The sequence below is a fragment of the Leptodesmis sp. genome (assembly GCF_052746595.1).
Genome location: NZ_JBRAGO010000009.1, coordinates 29,213 through 44,045, shown reverse-complemented (window position 1 = coordinate 44,045; position 14,833 = coordinate 29,213). Strand labels below are relative to the sequence as shown.

General features: G+C 50.8%; 16 protein-coding genes. 9 read left to right on the top strand and 7 right to left on the bottom strand.

What is annotated here, in order from left to right; all coding sequences use genetic code 11:
* Positions 1–129 precede the first annotated feature (129 nt).
* The 6 genes from ACUVQO_RS03490 to ACUVQO_RS03465 all read left to right on the top strand — a co-directional run bounded on the left by ACUVQO_RS03490 (position 130) and on the right by ACUVQO_RS03465 (position 5,812).
* The gene (locus tag ACUVQO_RS03490; protein WP_445924506.1) at positions 130–1,323 is read left to right on the top strand and encodes an aminotransferase class V-fold PLP-dependent enzyme; all 1,194 of its coding nucleotides are present in this window, start codon (positions 130–132) and stop codon (positions 1,321–1,323) included.
* Between the two features lie 112 nt (positions 1,324–1,435).
* Positions 1,436–2,266 carry an inositol monophosphatase family protein gene (locus ACUVQO_RS03485; RefSeq protein ID WP_445924505.1) on the top strand — a complete coding sequence of 277 codons (831 nt, stop codon included), beginning with the start codon at positions 1,436–1,438 and terminating at the stop codon, positions 2,264–2,266.
* A 178-nt stretch (positions 2,267–2,444) separates the two neighbouring features.
* Positions 2,445–3,431: a J domain-containing protein gene (locus ACUVQO_RS03480; RefSeq protein ID WP_445924504.1), complete on the top strand. Its 987-nt coding sequence runs from the start codon at positions 2,445–2,447 to the stop codon at positions 3,429–3,431.
* Positions 3,431–4,705, top strand: a complete 1,275-nt coding sequence (locus tag ACUVQO_RS03475; protein WP_445924503.1) for an ATP phosphoribosyltransferase regulatory subunit — start codon at positions 3,431–3,433, stop codon at positions 4,703–4,705. Before ACUVQO_RS03480 ends, ACUVQO_RS03475 begins: the two co-directional genes overlap by 1 nt.
* 57 nt (positions 4,706–4,762) lie before the next feature.
* Positions 4,763–4,990 (top strand): indolepyruvate ferredoxin oxidoreductase subunit alpha, encoded by a 228-nt coding sequence (locus tag ACUVQO_RS03470; protein ID WP_445924502.1) that lies wholly within the window; start codon positions 4,763–4,765, stop codon positions 4,988–4,990.
* Positions 4,991–5,080: 90 nt separating this feature from the next.
* Positions 5,081–5,812, top strand: coding sequence for an ABC transporter ATP-binding protein (locus ACUVQO_RS03465; protein ID WP_445924501.1), 732 nt, complete (start codon positions 5,081–5,083; stop codon positions 5,810–5,812).
* A 7-nt stretch (positions 5,813–5,819) separates the two neighbouring features.
* Here ACUVQO_RS03465 and ACUVQO_RS03460 read toward each other — a convergent pair whose 3' ends face one another.
* On the bottom strand, positions 5,820–6,665 hold the full coding sequence (locus ACUVQO_RS03460) for a C39 family peptidase (protein WP_445924500.1): 846 nt from the start codon (positions 6,663–6,665) through the stop codon (positions 5,820–5,822).
* Between the two features lie 183 nt (positions 6,666–6,848).
* Between ACUVQO_RS03460 and rfbD the strand changes: the two genes are divergently transcribed.
* Positions 6,849–7,736 (top strand): dTDP-4-dehydrorhamnose reductase, encoded by an 888-nt coding sequence (gene rfbD, locus ACUVQO_RS03455; RefSeq protein WP_445924499.1) that lies wholly within the window; start codon positions 6,849–6,851, stop codon positions 7,734–7,736.
* 66 nt (positions 7,737–7,802) lie between these two features.
* Here rfbD and ACUVQO_RS03450 read toward each other — a convergent pair whose 3' ends face one another.
* The 6 genes from ACUVQO_RS03450 to ACUVQO_RS03425 form a co-directional block, all read right to left on the bottom strand.
* Positions 7,803–8,237 carry a pentapeptide repeat-containing protein gene (locus ACUVQO_RS03450; RefSeq protein WP_445924498.1) on the bottom strand — a complete coding sequence of 145 codons (435 nt, stop codon included), beginning with the start codon at positions 8,235–8,237 and terminating at the stop codon, positions 7,803–7,805.
* Between the two features lie 346 nt (positions 8,238–8,583).
* Positions 8,584–9,108 (bottom strand): GIY-YIG nuclease family protein, encoded by a 525-nt coding sequence (locus tag ACUVQO_RS03445; protein ID WP_445924497.1) that lies wholly within the window; start codon positions 9,106–9,108, stop codon positions 8,584–8,586.
* Positions 9,109–9,120: 12 nt separating this feature from the next.
* Positions 9,121–9,804: a glycerol-3-phosphate 1-O-acyltransferase PlsY gene (plsY, locus tag ACUVQO_RS03440; RefSeq protein WP_445924496.1), complete on the bottom strand. Its 684-nt coding sequence runs from the start codon at positions 9,802–9,804 to the stop codon at positions 9,121–9,123.
* 58 nt (positions 9,805–9,862) lie between these two features.
* The gene (locus ACUVQO_RS03435) at positions 9,863–11,038 is read right to left on the bottom strand and encodes a DUF3086 domain-containing protein (protein ID WP_445924495.1); all 1,176 of its coding nucleotides are present in this window, start codon (positions 11,036–11,038) and stop codon (positions 9,863–9,865) included.
* A 131-nt stretch (positions 11,039–11,169) separates the two neighbouring features.
* Positions 11,170–11,553 carry a DUF3119 family protein gene (locus tag ACUVQO_RS03430; RefSeq protein ID WP_445924494.1) on the bottom strand — a complete coding sequence of 128 codons (384 nt, stop codon included), beginning with the start codon at positions 11,551–11,553 and terminating at the stop codon, positions 11,170–11,172.
* Between the two features lie 131 nt (positions 11,554–11,684).
* On the bottom strand, positions 11,685–12,482 hold the full coding sequence (locus tag ACUVQO_RS03425) for an MlaE family lipid ABC transporter permease subunit (protein WP_445924493.1): 798 nt from the start codon (positions 12,480–12,482) through the stop codon (positions 11,685–11,687).
* A 272-nt stretch (positions 12,483–12,754) separates the two neighbouring features.
* Between ACUVQO_RS03425 and ACUVQO_RS03420 the strand changes: the two genes are divergently transcribed.
* Positions 12,755–13,039: a hypothetical protein gene (locus tag ACUVQO_RS03420; protein ID WP_445924492.1), complete on the top strand. Its 285-nt coding sequence runs from the start codon at positions 12,755–12,757 to the stop codon at positions 13,037–13,039.
* A 215-nt stretch (positions 13,040–13,254) separates the two neighbouring features.
* Positions 13,255–14,811 (top strand): M16 family metallopeptidase, encoded by a 1,557-nt coding sequence (locus tag ACUVQO_RS03415; RefSeq protein WP_445924491.1) that lies wholly within the window; start codon positions 13,255–13,257, stop codon positions 14,809–14,811.
* The last annotated feature ends 22 nt before the right edge of the window (positions 14,812–14,833 follow it).

Genomic DNA, 14,833 nt, shown 5'->3' with positions numbered 1-14,833 from the left:
GCAACTTATGTGGTGTTTTACAGACAACAAGGCATTGGAAATTGTCTGGCTTCTCGCACCTGATGTGAACTGGTTCTCGGATCCTGTTAGCTTTAATATGCAACAGATTGTCTCTCCTTCACCACTTTTATGATGGGCATTTCTCCCCCTCAGCTTTCTTTAGAAACCTTTCGACGGCAGTTTCCGGCTTTGCAAAACAAGGCTTACTTTAACTACGGAGGGCAGGGGCCAATGTCCCAGGCAGTGCTGGAGGCGATCGTTCAGTCCTACCGTACGCTTCAGCAAGTGGGGCCATTTTCAGGAGCAGCCTATAGCTGGACAGTGCAGGAAACCGAGCAAATCCGGCAGGCGATCGCTGAGGAATTGGGCGCCACTCCCAACACCATTACCCTGACAGAAGATGTCACTGTGGGCTGTAACATTGCACTCTGGGGCATCGACTGGCGAATCGGGGATCATTTATTACTGACCGACTGTGAACATCCCGGCATTGTTGCCGCTGCCCAGGAATTGGAACGCCGATTCGGGATTGAAGTTTCTACCTGTCCCTTGCAAGCTACCTTGAATCAGGGCGATCCGGTGGCGGTAGTTGCCAGTCATCTAAAACCCAACACCCGTCTAGTTGTCCTTAGTCACATTCTCTGGAATACGGGACAGGTGCTGCCGCTGGCTGAAATCGTGGCGGCCTGTCATAGCTACTCCAATGCTCGTCCGGTGCGGGTGCTGGTGGATGCGGCCCAGTCAGTCGGAGTGCTGCCCCTCAACTTAACTGAATTACAGCCCGACTTTTACGCCTTCACAGGACACAAATGGTGGTGTGGCCCCGAAGGCTTGGGTGGGTTATATGTGCGTCCGGCAGCATTGGACAGCCTCAATCCCACTTTCATCGGGTGGCGGGGAATTACCAAAGACCGTAAAGGCGTGCCAACGGGATGGAAGCCCGGAGGAGAGCGTTACGAAATTGCCACCTCGGCCTATCCTCTCTATACGGGGCTGCGGCAGGCGATCGCCCTGCATCACGAATGGGGCACGGCTCAACAACGCTATGACCGGATTTGCCACCTGAGTCATTATCTCTGGCAACGGTTAACAGAAATCCCTCATGTCCATTGCCTGCGATCGTCCCCTCCGCAAGCCGGATTAGTCTCCTTCCAGTTACCGAATCAATCTCACCACCAATTGGCACAGTTTCTGGAAAGCCGTCATATCATGCTGCGTACTATCCTCGATCCAGACTGTGTGCGAGCCTGTGTCCACTACTTCACCCTGGAATCCGAAATCGACCAACTGGTCGAAGCTATCCAACAATTTCCTAGAAAGTAAGGATGTAGCATTCGGGGATAAATCTCTGGAATGAGGATAGAATCTCCTGCCGAATGCCGCGCCCCTACAGTTTCTCAATCCCCAACCCCTAATTCCTAATTCCTAATCCCCAATGACTTCTATATCAACAAATGATCTGCAGATTTTCCTGGATGTAGCCACAGAAGCAGTGCTGGCCGCAGGTACGGTACTCCAGGATTTTCTAGGGAAATTAGATGAGATTGAAGAAAAAGGTCGTCCGGGAGATCTGGTCACGGTAGCAGACAGAACCGCCGAAACCCTGATTCTGGACATTCTCAAGCGACACACGCCCGATCATCGAATTTTGACTGAAGAAACTGGATCCTTGGGCAATCTAAACAGTGATTTGATGTGGGCGATCGATCCACTGGATGGAACGACCAATTACGCCCACCAGTATCCCGTTTCTGCGGTTTCAGTCGGCCTCATGATTCATGGAGAACCTGCCGTGGGTGCCATCTACGATCCCTTTCGCCAAGAGTTATTTCGGGCAGCAACCGGTCTGGGGGCAACTCGCAATCGCCGTCCAATTCGCGTATCCAGCACCTCAGAACTGAGCAAGAGCTTGCTGGTAACGGGATTTGCTTATGATCGCCATCAAACCTGCGATACTAACTATGCAGAATTCTGTTACCTGACCCACCTGACTCAAGGCGTGAGACGCAGTGGCTCTGCTGCTATGGATCTGGCCTATACCGCCTGTGGCCGCTTTGATGGCTACTGGGAACGAGGCTTGTCTCCCTGGGATATGACGGCAGGCATTGTGATTCTGCGGGAAGCAGGAGGACAGGTCACGGCTTATGATGGCAGTCCTTTTCAGATGGCTACGGGACGGATTCTAGCCACCAATGGTTCCATCCATACTCAATTGAGTCAGGCGTTGCAGGAGGTGCCACCGTTGGGGAGGTGGGATAAGGGGTAGGAAATGGGAATTTGGGATTGGGAGTTGGGGATAAAAAGGAAAAGATTGATAGAACGGGCGATCGCGTCTGTGTAGGGTAATGATCAAACTTTCTTAAAAATCTGGTCAGTTCCTCTAGCACAGACAGCAATCGGTCAGATTACACTAGAGACTATTCAACGGCAGGCAGCAAAAAACCATGTCTTTCCAAATTGATCGCGGGTTATTTCAATTCGATTTTGCAGACCACCACGCCGTTTTGGGGGTGCCGATCGATGCAGATGCACAAACGATTCGGAAGCGATACCTGAAAATCGCTCGTCGATTACACCCGGACAGTTGTGCCTCCGAGAGCGAGGAAGATAGGCAACGGGCCAGCCAATTTCTTTCTAAACTTGTCAATCCGGCCTGGAAGCAATTGTCTCAGGAGAAAGAGAGAAGTGAATACGATTTACTACTAAAACTGAAGGGGCAGCAAGCCAGTCGGCAAAGTAGTGGTGAGCTCAGTACGCTGGGCAAAGAATTATCCACTGCCAGCAATCCCGATCATTTCTATCACACATCCCTGAAGGGATTAGCCGATAAGCAATATGACCATCTAGATCAAGTACTAGAGATTACTGGACAGATCAGTGAACTGAATATGGTCTACCTGATGCGGAAGGAAGGCCAGACCACGGCAGGAACCAGTGAACCGAAAAAGGCCATTTATACCGGTAGCAATCTTCCTGATTCGTCCCAATCTTCAGTTAGGCCCACCACTCGTCCGGCTCCGCAACCTCAAGCATGCCGAGAAAGCATTGCTGATCAATACTATCGCCGAGCGGAAGGATATGCCTCCAAAAATAATTTTGCTCAGGCGATACTGGAACTCCGGGATGCGCTAGAGATTGAACCTCGCAATAGTCGCTGCCATGCTTTGCTGGGAATGGTTTATCTAAAACAGAATCAGGCAACGATGGCAAAAATCCACTTTAATAAAGCACTGGAAATTGAACCCGAAAATGCTATGGCTAATCAGGGGAAACAACAGTTAGAGCAAGTTCAAAAAGCGAGTGGTAAAGCCAATGATGCAGGAGCAACAAGCGCTAGGGCTGCCTCGCAAAAATCAGCGACTAAACCGAACAAATCTAGTAATCAGTCTGGTGGTGGTTTATTTGGCCTATTTGGTGGAAAGAAGAAGTAATGGTTTATCAGTCTCCCTCTGGGGCCAGGGATTTGCTACCCCTGGATGTAGTGCAAAAACGTTGGATCGAAGAGCGGTTGCAGCAGGTGTTTCGGCGGTGGGGGTATCACCGCATCATTACCTCGTCTCTAGAGCGTTTGGATACATTGATGGCTGGGGGTGCTATTCAACCCTCTACAGTGCTACGGGTACAAAGTTCTGAGGATGAAGATCTGGGGTTACGTCCTGAATTAACCGCCTCGATCGCCCGTACTGTTGTCACTCGTATGGCCGGATCTGCTTACCCTCTGCGGCTGTATTACAACGCTAATGTCTTTCGTCGCGCTCAGGACAATAGCCACAATCGGCAACAGGAGTTTTACCAGGCAGGGGTAGAGTTATTGGGAGTTGGCGGGTTGCTGGCAGACGCAGAAACATTACTGCTGGTCATGGACTGTCTGCAAACTCTTGGCCTTCAGCAATGGTCGATCGTCCTGGGAGATGCCGGACTGACCCGATCGTTGCTCTCCCCCTTCCCCGACTCTCTGCAATCCAAAATCCGCACTGCGATCGCTAACCTGGATCGAGTTGCCCTGGAAACTTTGCCGATGAGCGAGGAACTGCGCGATCGAGCACTACTACTGCTTGACCTCAGAGGAAAACCCGAAATCGTCCTGGAACAAGTCGCCAGCTTAGACTTAAAACCCGCCCAACGCGCATCCCTCAACAACCTCAAGTCTCTCATCGAACTTCTATCCACCACCCATCCTCCACAAACCTTCCAGCAAAGCGTCTCTACCAACTATCCTCCCTCCCCCGCTCCACTTCCTACTGCTCACTCCCTTCTGCTTGACCTCAGCCTGATCCAGTCCCTCGATTACTACACTGGAATTGTCTTTGAAGTTGTCAGTCATCACCCTTCCGGCATCCAGGTTCTGGGCCAGGGGGGCCGCTATGACCAACTGCTGGGCCTCTATGATCCCCAGGCAAAATCCCATCCTGGAATTGGCTTTGCCCTGCACATTGAGCATTTGCATCAGGTACTGCTATTGACGGGGCAACTGCCCCAGCAAACCCCCACCAGTGATTGGTTGATTGTTCCCGAAACGGCTCAAGCCTATCCTGTGGCCCTGGCCTATGCTCAGAATCTGCGGATGACCAACGACCACTTACGCGTGGAACTGGAACTGGGAAGCCGCACCCCCAGCGAAGTGTATGATTATGCTCGTCACCGCCTCATCCCCCAAATTGCCTGGATTCAGGTCAGCGGAGAAGCGAAGGTGGAAAAGGTATAGAGTGGATAGTTGAGAGTTCAAAGTTGAGAGTTCAAAGTTGAGAGCTAAGAGTTAAAGATGCCACATACGATCGTCACTGAAACCTGTGAAGGTGTTGCAGATTGTGTTGATGCCTGCCCGGTTGCCTGCATTCATCCCGGCCCTGGTAAGAATATGAAAGGAACCGATTGGTACTGGATTGATTTCACAACCTGTATTGATTGCGGCATCTGCTTGCAGGTGTGTCCCATCGAAGGGGCGATCGTCCCCGAAGAACGCCCCGATCTACAAAAAACACCCGAATAGTCCTTAGTCTTTCGGCCTTAGTTCTGGGGAATCCGTCCCAAGCCCCGCTTCCTCATCCTCAATTCCTGACCCCTGATCTCCGATCCCCTTATGTCTGCCTCCTCTCCACTGCTCGAAGTCCAGGATGTATATGCCGGGTATGTGAAAGATCTGGATATTTTGCAAGGGATTAACTTTCGGATTGAGCCAGGGGAATTAGTGGCGGTGATTGGCCCTAATGGAGCCGGAAAATCCACTCTGGCAAAGACGATTTTTGGCCTGTTGACTCCCCACCAAGGCAGAATTGTCTTTCAGGGACAAAACATTGTGGGATTGAAGTCAGATCAGATCGTGCAACGGGGCATGGGCTATGTACCGCAGATCTCCAACGTGTTTCGCTCCCTGACAGTAGAAGAGAATCTGGAAATGGGAGCCTTTGTGCTAAATCAGCCGCTGCAATCTTTGAAGGAGAGTGTGTTTTCCCGCTTTCCCAGATTGGCCGATCGCCGCAAGCAACGAGCAGGCACTCTGTCAGGAGGAGAACGGCAAATGCTGGCCATGGGTAAAGCCTTGATGCTGAAGCCCTCCCTGCTGCTATTAGATGAACCCTCAGCGGCTCTCTCCCCCATTCTGGTCAACAGCGTATTTGAGCAAATTCGGGAGATTAACCGCAACGGCACCGCGATTGTGTTAGTGGAACAGAACGCCCGCAAAGCTTTAGAAATGGCGGATCGCGGCTATGTTCTAGAAGCGGGGCGCGATCGCTTCGAGGGGCGGGGAATTGACCTGCTCAATGATCCAAAGGTAGGTGAGCTTTACCTAGGGGTAGCTAAAGCTCACTAAGGTAGGATTAGCCCAGACCTGTTGGTTTTCCGTTGATGGCAGTTACCAGCCGACCCCATCCAGTTTTTGGGCCATCCGGTAACCAGCGGCGGTCTAGGGAAGGGTTGATGGGGTATGCCACATTTGCTCCGTTTGGGTTGGTGTAGCTGAAGCCTTCACCCCAGGGGTCATTGGCATAAAACACGCCATTGGCGGTGTCCATGCCAACAATCACAATCACATGACCACCAGTGGGGGCTGCCACCGGGCCGCGGTGTAAAACGCCAATAACCACCGGGCAACCCAACTCCAACGACTTTTCCAAATCGGCAAAGTCCAAATCTTGGCGAAAGGTTGAATCAATGCCAAACCGCTTCAGAGCAGCCGTATGAACGGCCCAGTCTGTGGAGTCGCCGTAGGGTTTTACGTGTTTTTGAAAGTAGTCATCATCAGAGGCAACACTGCCAGGTTTCAAAAAGTTGAGCAGCATGGCATGACTGCTTGTGCTGCAAGTGCGCCACCACTGTTCCTGGTTGTCGCGCTGCGAGTAATACGGCACCTTCAGGTGAATTCGCTTGGATTCTCCCTCACACTCCACATCATCACCCCATAGCAACCAGGTCTGGTAGCCCGCAATTTTGTTCCTAAAGGTTACTCTTTGGTGGCCATTGGGAGCAAACTCCCACTTGAGAATCTCATAGATTCCAGGCTTTAACTCAGTCTTAAATTGCGGTGCCAGGGTTTTGGCCTGGGCTGTGGATTGTTTCGCGATCGTGCTTCTCAAAACTTTGGCATACATCAGCAGACTCCCTGAAAAGTTAATTTTTACCAACTGTCCTGACTTAGCGCGGATAATCGCAGTTTCTAGAAACACAACTACCCACCGAACAATTTATTCAGTGTTGACACAAGCTTTAAAAAACTCTCGATCCCCTGCTCCCCCTGCTCTCCCTTCCCCTGCCTTCCTCATCTCTCTCATCTCCCTTCTCTCAAGCTCTCGTCGATCGCAAAACTCTGGGATATGGTTGATCCAGCACATATACTCCAGACACATTCGATGACACGCATCCTCCTAACAGGCGCAAACGGACAGGTCGGGGAAGAACTCCGACAAACTCTCACTCCTTTGGGGTCCGTTACCGCAATCGATCGCACAAGCTGGGATCTCGCTCAACCAGAGGCTATTGTGAGCATCATTGAGGAGGTTCAGCCCACGTTAATTGTGAATGCGGCAGCTTACACCGCCGTAGACAAAGCAGAAAGTGAACCGGAATTAGCCTTGCTGGTCAACGGTAAAGCTCCGGGCATCCTGGCTGAAGCGGCTGAAAAAATCGGAGCAGGACTGATTCATATTTCGACGGACTATGTATTCGATGGCAAAAACAGTCGTCCCTATCTGGAAAGTGATCCGACCAATCCTTTAGGGGAATATGGCAAATCGAAATTGGCTGGAGAAGAGACGATTCGATCGACCTGTCCTCATCACATGATTATTCGTACTGCCTGGGTGTATGGGGTACGGGGAAAAGGAAACTTTGTGAAGACCATGCTGCGGCTGGGTACCCAACGGGAAGAACTGCGGGTCGTGACGGATCAAATTGGCACTCCGACCTGGGCCAGGGATCTGGCGATCGCGATCGCTCAACTCGCCCCTCAACTCAATGCCGACACAGCAGGCACTTATCACTACACCAACAGCGGCGTGTGTAGCTGGTACGATTTTGCGATCGCCATCTTTGAAGAAGCCGAAGCACTGGGGTTGCCGCTACAAGTGCAGCGAGTCATTCCGATCGCGACGGAAGAGTATCCGACTCCAGCCACCCGCCCCCCGTTTTCCGTATTGTCTTTACGCAAAACTTCTGCTCTGTTAGGTAGCCCTCCTCCCTACTGGCGGCACAGCTTACGAAAAATGCTGGCTGAATTGCAACAAACGCAATCCCGATAACTGCCTTCATGATGCTTCTATAGCGACGGTGCAACGGAACATCGCTACAAACGGTGGCTGTGTTCTCTATCGTTCGCCACCTACACTAATTCCGCTGCCATAAATGTCTGAGCCAGCGATGTTGATGTTCGTTAGATTTGCACCAAAGGTTTCGGCGTTAATCATGTGAGCATTAGCCAAATTGACACCGCTCATATTGGCATCGTTGAATACAGCATTTGTTGCAAAGGAGCTAGTCATATTGGCATTCTTCAAATTTGCACCTGTCAAGTCTGCCCCTTCTAAATTGGCGTGAGTCAGATTGGCACCTTCCAGGTTGGCGTTTCTTAAATCGGCCCCAATCAGGTGGGCTGCTTGCAAATTTGCTCCAACCAGGTCACATCCGGCACAGGCCCCTGTCTCCAAAAGTTGCTTCACATGGGCGGGGTTCTCGGCTTTTGCCACCAATGCCAGCGACAGGGCTGCGAGCGTCGCAATGATGGGAAGAACAATAGTTTTCATGGTTGCCTCCTCGTGAAGCGATCAACAGGTTACTACACCAGCTTGCTGATCAATTTCGGAAAGGCAGCAATTGAGCTTAAAGTTCTACTCAGGATTGTCAGGAATTTTATGCAGAACCTATACCATTAGCTTCGCACTGTTGAAGAAAAAAACCTCATGCTAGGGGATGAACTTAACAGTCAGTGTTTTAGAGGGCGTTTGCAAAGTATCCGGCGGTTAAAACCACGACCACACTCACCAAGTCTGCCAGTGCAGGCTCAATACAATCCAGGTTTTCAGTAACCGGCATCGGCAGGCTTTCTCCGTATAGCTACGACTTCAGTCGCCAGGGTGATATTAATTTTACTTACTTTAAATCTAACCATCCCTCTTCCTTCATTTTGGGGTTGAAGCGCAGTTCTTCCTGAACTCTCCGATCACTCAAAATTCCTATCAACTCTGCTTCAACTCGGTGAGCGACCTGTTTCAATATCTTGATTTGCGAAAGTTCATCAACAGCTGTTTGGTAAGCCGTTTGCTCCGTTGTTGTCATCCGCTGTTTAACGTCGATCGGTTGACTCCACAAAGCCGCATCTGCCGCATTACCAACAGGAGTAGCACCATTCTCAGCCATCCAGCTATCCCGAATTTCCTCCAGAACGGTGCGATTGGGGCGATCGACGGTCGCAACCTTCAACCAGTAGCAGTGCAGCGGTTGGCATACCAGATGTTGCTTTAAGCTCAGGTAGATATCGCGTGAATAGCCAATGTATTGCAACTTCTGCTCCGCATCAAAGATGGCATAAACTCCTACCTTGCCCTGAAACTGATCGGGTAGTAAGCCGCGATCGTTCAAGTAGGGAATAAACTCCAGGCTAGATAAGGAAGGCATAAAAGAAGCGCTTTAGGATTGAGCAGAACTATCTGGCTCTGGTAACTTCTGGCCCAGGCGAGGTTCGGTTCCCTGCAATAAACGTTGGATATTGGCACGATGACGCAGGATGACGTATAAACCACCGGCTAAACCGAACAAGACGTAGGGCAGCGGTTGATGGGTTGCCCACATTAGCCCAGGGACAGCGATCGCACCACTTATGGAACTAATCGACACAATCCGGGTAATGGCCAGTACCAACAAAAACACACCAAATGTCCCCACACCCACCAGCCAACTCATTGCTAGCAATACACCCAAACTTGTAGCCACTGATTTGCCGCCTGTGAAGTTGAGGAAGATGGATTTACTGTGTCCCAGTAAAGCGGCAATCCCAGCTAGAGTGACTATCCACGGGAGCCAGGTGGCTGGGTTAAGGGTACTAGGGATCAGGGGTTGGATCAGGTCAGTGGTGTAGAACCAGTTGACCAGGGAGATCGCGCCCACTCCCTTCAAAACATCGATCAAGAGCACCACAACCCCTGGCCCTGTTCCCAGAGTTCTCAGCACGTTGGTTGCCCCAGTGGAGCCAGAGCCATGCTCTCGAATATCAATACCTTTTAACCAGCATCCAGCCCAATAACCTGTCGCCAGAGAGCCGAGGAGATAGGCCAGGAGGATTAACAAAGCGTTGAGAGTGAGCCAGAGTGCCATCAGGGGAATCAGAGGTCAGAGTTGGGGATTAGGGATTGGGGATTTAGGCATCGGGAAGTTAGACCCAATCGCGGGTATAACCAGGGATTTGGGGATTGGGGGCAAAGGCTAACCAGAGGGGGAATTGCAGGATGGCCAGATCAACTTGTTCTTCGGTTTCATCTATGACAATAAAGGGGAGTAAGCCGTCTTTTTGCAGGCGATCGGCCTTCTGAGCCAGCACTAAGGGATCTTCAAACAAGGCGGCTCCCTGATCAGGGCCAAAGTCAGCGCGGGTGATGCCCAGACAATCCTGCAGTCCCCGTCGCCATTCACCCAAGCGCTCTGGAGAATCAGCCAGTATGAGGGTGCAGACGCGATCGCCATACAACTCATTCAGGATCGAAATGATTGCAGAGGCCACCAGAATATTTTGCAGACGGCTCCCCATTGTGCGGATGGCTCCTCGACCGCCTTGCGTGAAGAACCAGTTGGAGACCCGTTCTGCATGAATTGGTTCAAAGGTGCGGCGTAACTGCCAGGGTGGGCCGTAGTAGTCCGGACGGTTGCGATACTGGTCAATCAAAGCACGAATTTTCTTAGTTTGATCCTGAAAGCTTTGCTCGGCAAACTTAGGAGTGGGGGATGCCGGAGACTGAGGGGCAGGTTCGGATGCTGGGGCAGGTTTTGCCGCCTGCTGTATCACCTTGGGCAATTCCAACTGTTCTGCGGCATAGGCCAGATCCTGCAAGCTGCCAACCAGATAATCCTTAAAACTCTGTACGCGAATTGCCAGATCTTGCGATACTCCAGCAAAGGTTGTTCGCATTTCAGCCTGGATCCGTTCTTGACGGCGCTCCAGTTGCTCAATACTAATCTGCAAGTCTCGTTTGCGGCTTTCTAGCTCCTTAAGTCCTGCTTCAACCAGTTGGCTTATTTTGGCCTGAGCCGTAGCGATTTCATTTTGAAGTTGCGCCTTGGTTGCCTGTAATTGAGCAATTTCCTGTCTCAGGCTATCTGCTTGTTGCTGGAGAGAGGCAGATTGAACGGAAGCCAGAGAAAATGATAGCGATTCTGGTTCATCCTTGAGGCGAGTAACAGGACTGTCCAGAGGACTGCCCTCCTGATTCTGGGCCATAGGAGAGTATTCTTCATCAATCTGGGATTGCATCGACGCTTCCTGAATTCCCATCGGCTCTTCAGTAGGTAGCTCGTCAGATAGCTCGTCTTCAGTTTGGTATTCGTCGGAATTCATAACCGTTTTGGGTAAGGGTTCAAGTAGTTGTTTTAGCTAATGAGTTTAGTTAAGCCAAATCCAGCTAGAGAACATTCGTTTTCCGATCAGAGAAACTACGGTTCTGGAATTGGACAAGGTTTATAAATGTCTTAACTCCGAGGACAACGAGTTTCCAAACATTGCTGTAGAACCTGGGGATCAAACAGGACAGGCAGAAAATGAATACTGTTCACTTCCTTGAAATAGAACAAGATGGGAAGAGCCGGCCAGAAAATCTGCCAATTTTGCCAGTCCCGATAAGGAAATCGGCGCAACAGACGATCGCCCCGATACACATCCAGATCCGTTTCCGTAAAGCGCAGTCGGATCGCCACTGTTTGAAATAACAGGAACGTCCCCAACAGGGCGATCGCCAGACTGACCCAAATTTGCAGGAACAGGAGTGGCAACGCGGCCACAATCAGAGTCACTGGCAACCCGTAGAAAGGCGCAAGCTCAACGGTTTGACGGGAAGAGGATGAAACAGTGGTCACAGACACTTATGATTCACATTTGTTTACCACTCTATTCTATGCACGGGTGGCAGACACATCGCGAGGGCAGAAAGATCTAAATGTAGGGGCATTACAATGCAATGCCCCTACAAATTCCCTATCCCTAATCCCTAGAATCCCTGCAATACCGCACTTCCCGTCCCCTGAAACATAATCCACGATAGGAAAAAATTACTGATAAAAATGGCCAGCAAGGAGGTGACAACGGCTGTTGTCGTGGATTGCCCCACTCCCTTCGCTCCTCCAGTCGTCGTCAGTCCCCAACTGGAACCAATTACAGCAATCAGGGCACCAAAACAAAATCCCTTGATCGGTGCACTGAACAGATCCCACAAGCGCAGAAAATTATGAACGGAATCGAGAAACACCGAATGGGGAATGCCATACAAAGCACTGGCGATTAATAGACCACCGCCTAACCCGGTGAGCAGAGACAGTACCGTCAGAATGGGTAACATCAAGCAGCAGGCAATGACTCTGGGAATAACCAGATAGTCGATCGGATCCGTCTTCAGAACATACAGTGCATCAATCTGCTCAGTCACCTGCATGGTTCCCAATTCTGCAGCAAAGGCAGATCCGACCCGTCCTGCTAACACTACTGCTGTCAGCACCGGAGCTAGCTCCCGACAGAGCGCCAGGGCCAGTACGCCACCTACGGCACTACCTGCCCCTAGCGTGATAAACTCTCTGGCCACCTGAATCGTAAACACCATGCCCACAAACCCAGCCGTAATTAACGCGATCAGCAGCGAGGCTGGGCCAACCAGAGCCATTTGCTCCAGGGTATTCCGGCGATGAATCTTACCGGCCAGCAGATGCACAACCACTTGGCCACCTAAGAGCAGGGCAGCCAGTAGGCGGCGGCTCCATCGTCCTAAGCCTGTAAAGGTCGGTGCTCCTTTCACAAATGCCTCAAACAACTGTCCTTAGCCAAAATGCCGAAATTCAGCCAAAATCCAGTCTCAAATCGTAGCGATCGCTTCACCAAGCTTCTTAAGAGTATTTTAAGATTTGCAAGCAAAATAGCTAATCCCACTCAATCCACCCTATTGTAAAGTTAGCCCTTTAGGATCTGCTGGGCAAAACATTACATCTTTTCCTGTATACCATTTGCCATTTTTTAGGCCATTCCTTTAATGAGGCTTTTTGGTTCCTGTAGTTTACCTTTCCCGGTTTTATGCGTTCAAAAGCTTTCCTGCACTCTCTACTGGTCACCAGCACACTGAGCTTCATGGTGCCAATTATCCTGATCAGTGCTGTTGTAATGACATTGTTCCTGATGATGCACATTCCGATCGCTGAAAGCGTCAGTCAGGCAATGGTTGGGCAGGTGTTGCAGGTGCTGATGGTATTTGGCACAGGTAGTGCTATTGAAGGAGCGATCGTCATCGCCACCACTTGTAGTGTGGTGGGAATTCTGTTTGATACCTATGCCTTCTGTAATGGATTGCGCAATGGGTAGAGGGGAGAAGGTCAACCCTATTACTGCCTGTCCCGCTAGCATCAAGAACCGGAGGGCGGCGCAGAAGTCCTAGTGATCGTGGATGCCTTTAATTATGGTTCATGGTCCGATCGCTAAGGCTGGCCCTTTCGCTATTCTGAGAGAGGATCTTTTTCAGTTATGCCATGACTTCACTGCCGCGTTTGTATTCTAAGGCCCATTTCCCTGCGTTGCGGATGCGAAGATTCTGGACGATCGTGCTGCTCTGCCTGACCTTATGGAGTCTTTCACCGGAGGAGGTACTGGCCAAGACTGCCATGTCTGAGGCAACCAGTCCAGTCCCTACAGCATCCCTGCAGCCGTATCTCGATCGCGTGATTGAGCAAGTCACGGAATTCAAGTTGGATAATGGACTGAAGTTTATTGTGCTGGAACGGCACAAAGCCCCTGTCGTCTCGTTTCTCACCTATGCTGATGTCGGTGGAGTAGATGAACCTGATGGCCAGACCGGAGTGGCTCACTTTCTAGAGCACTTGGCCTTTAAAGGAACGAGCCGCATTGGTACGACCGATTACCAGGCAGAAAAGCCCTTACTCGATCGCTTGGATGAGCTATCGCAACAAATTCGATCGGCCGCCAAGGAAGATGTGACAAAAATCGAACAACTAAAAGCCGAATTTGCCAAGGTCGAGGCAGAAGCGGCCCGGTTAGTCCAACAGAATGAAATGGGACGCATCGTGGAGCAGGCCGGAGGAGTGGGTTTGAATGCCACTACTTCCACTGATGCCACTCGCTACTTTTACAGTTTCCCCTCCAACAAACTGGAACTGTGGATGTCCCTGGAGTCAGAACGCTTTTTAGACCCGGTGTTTCGAGAGTTCTATAAAGAACAGAATGTAATCCTAGAGGAGCGCCGTCTGCGAACCGATAATTCACCGATCGGGCAGATGATTGAAGCATTTTTAGATAAGGCATTTACCGTACATCCCTACCGTCGCCCAGTAATTGGCTATAGCCAGGACATTCAGGGACTGACGCGGCAAAATGTCCAGGATTTTTTTGAAAAATATTATGTCCCCAAGAATTTAACGATCGCGATCGTTGGCGATGTCAATCCCAAAGAAGTGGAGCGTCTGGCCAAAATTTACTTTGGCCGCTATCCAGCAAAACCCGCGCCTCCAGAAGTGAAAACCATCGAGCCACCCCAGCAGGAAACCCGCGAAGTTACTCTAAATCTGGTTTCTCAGCCCTGGTACCTAGAGGGGTATCACGCTCCTGCCTTCAACCATCCGGATTATGTGGTTTACGACATGATCGGCAGTATTCTCAGCAGTGGTCGTACTTCCCGGCTATACAAATCTCTTGTGGAACAGCAACAGGTTGCGTTGTCGGCCCAAGGTTTCACCGGCTTCCCCGGCAATAAGTTCCCCAATTTGATGCTGTTCTATGCTCTCACGGCCCCCAATCATACAGTGGATGAAGTTGCCACCGCCCTGCGAGCCGAAGTGGAACGACTGAAAACAGAACCCGTCTCGCCAGAGGAATTGGAGCGAGTCAAAACTCAAGCCATAGCCGGATTGGTGCGATCGCTTAATTCCAACATGGGCATGGCTCAAGCATTGGTGGAATACGAAGTCAAAACTGGCAGTTGGCGAAATTTATTCAAAGAACCTGAGCAGATTGCCGCGATCACTGCTGCCGACATTCAACGGGTTGCCCAGACCACCTTCACGCCCCAAAATCGCACTATTGGGAAGATTTTGCCAAAAGCAGAAAAGGGGATTAGGGATTAGGGATCGGGGATCGGGAGATTAG

Excerpts from the sequence above, each read along its gene's own strand:
- ACUVQO_RS03435 (WP_445924495.1), bottom strand. The coding sequence starts at position 11,038 with ATGAATTCCGACGAATACCAAACTGAAGACGAGCTATCTGACGAGCTA.
- ACUVQO_RS03450 (WP_445924498.1), bottom strand. The coding sequence starts at position 8,237 with ATGAAAACTATTGTTCTTCCCATCATTGCGACGCTCGCAGCCCTGTCG.
- ACUVQO_RS03490 (WP_445924506.1), top strand. The coding sequence starts at position 130 with ATGATGGGCATTTCTCCCCCTCAGCTTTCTTTAGAAACCTTTCGACGG.
- ACUVQO_RS03485 (WP_445924505.1), top strand. The coding sequence starts at position 1,436 with ATGACTTCTATATCAACAAATGATCTGCAGATTTTCCTGGATGTAGCC.
- ACUVQO_RS03480 (WP_445924504.1), top strand. The coding sequence starts at position 2,445 with ATGTCTTTCCAAATTGATCGCGGGTTATTTCAATTCGATTTTGCAGAC.
- ACUVQO_RS03415 (WP_445924491.1), top strand. The coding sequence starts at position 13,255 with ATGCGAAGATTCTGGACGATCGTGCTGCTCTGCCTGACCTTATGGAGT.
- ACUVQO_RS03445 (WP_445924497.1), bottom strand. The coding sequence starts at position 9,108 with ATGCCTTCCTTATCTAGCCTGGAGTTTATTCCCTACTTGAACGATCGC.
- ACUVQO_RS03475 (WP_445924503.1), top strand. The coding sequence starts at position 3,431 with ATGGTTTATCAGTCTCCCTCTGGGGCCAGGGATTTGCTACCCCTGGAT.
- ACUVQO_RS03420 (WP_445924492.1), top strand. The coding sequence starts at position 12,755 with ATGCGTTCAAAAGCTTTCCTGCACTCTCTACTGGTCACCAGCACACTG.
- plsY (WP_445924496.1), bottom strand. The coding sequence starts at position 9,804 with ATGGCACTCTGGCTCACTCTCAACGCTTTGTTAATCCTCCTGGCCTAT.
- ACUVQO_RS03470 (WP_445924502.1), top strand. The coding sequence starts at position 4,763 with ATGCCACATACGATCGTCACTGAAACCTGTGAAGGTGTTGCAGATTGT.
- ACUVQO_RS03465 (WP_445924501.1), top strand. The coding sequence starts at position 5,081 with ATGTCTGCCTCCTCTCCACTGCTCGAAGTCCAGGATGTATATGCCGGG.
- rfbD (WP_445924499.1), top strand. The coding sequence starts at position 6,849 with ATGACACGCATCCTCCTAACAGGCGCAAACGGACAGGTCGGGGAAGAA.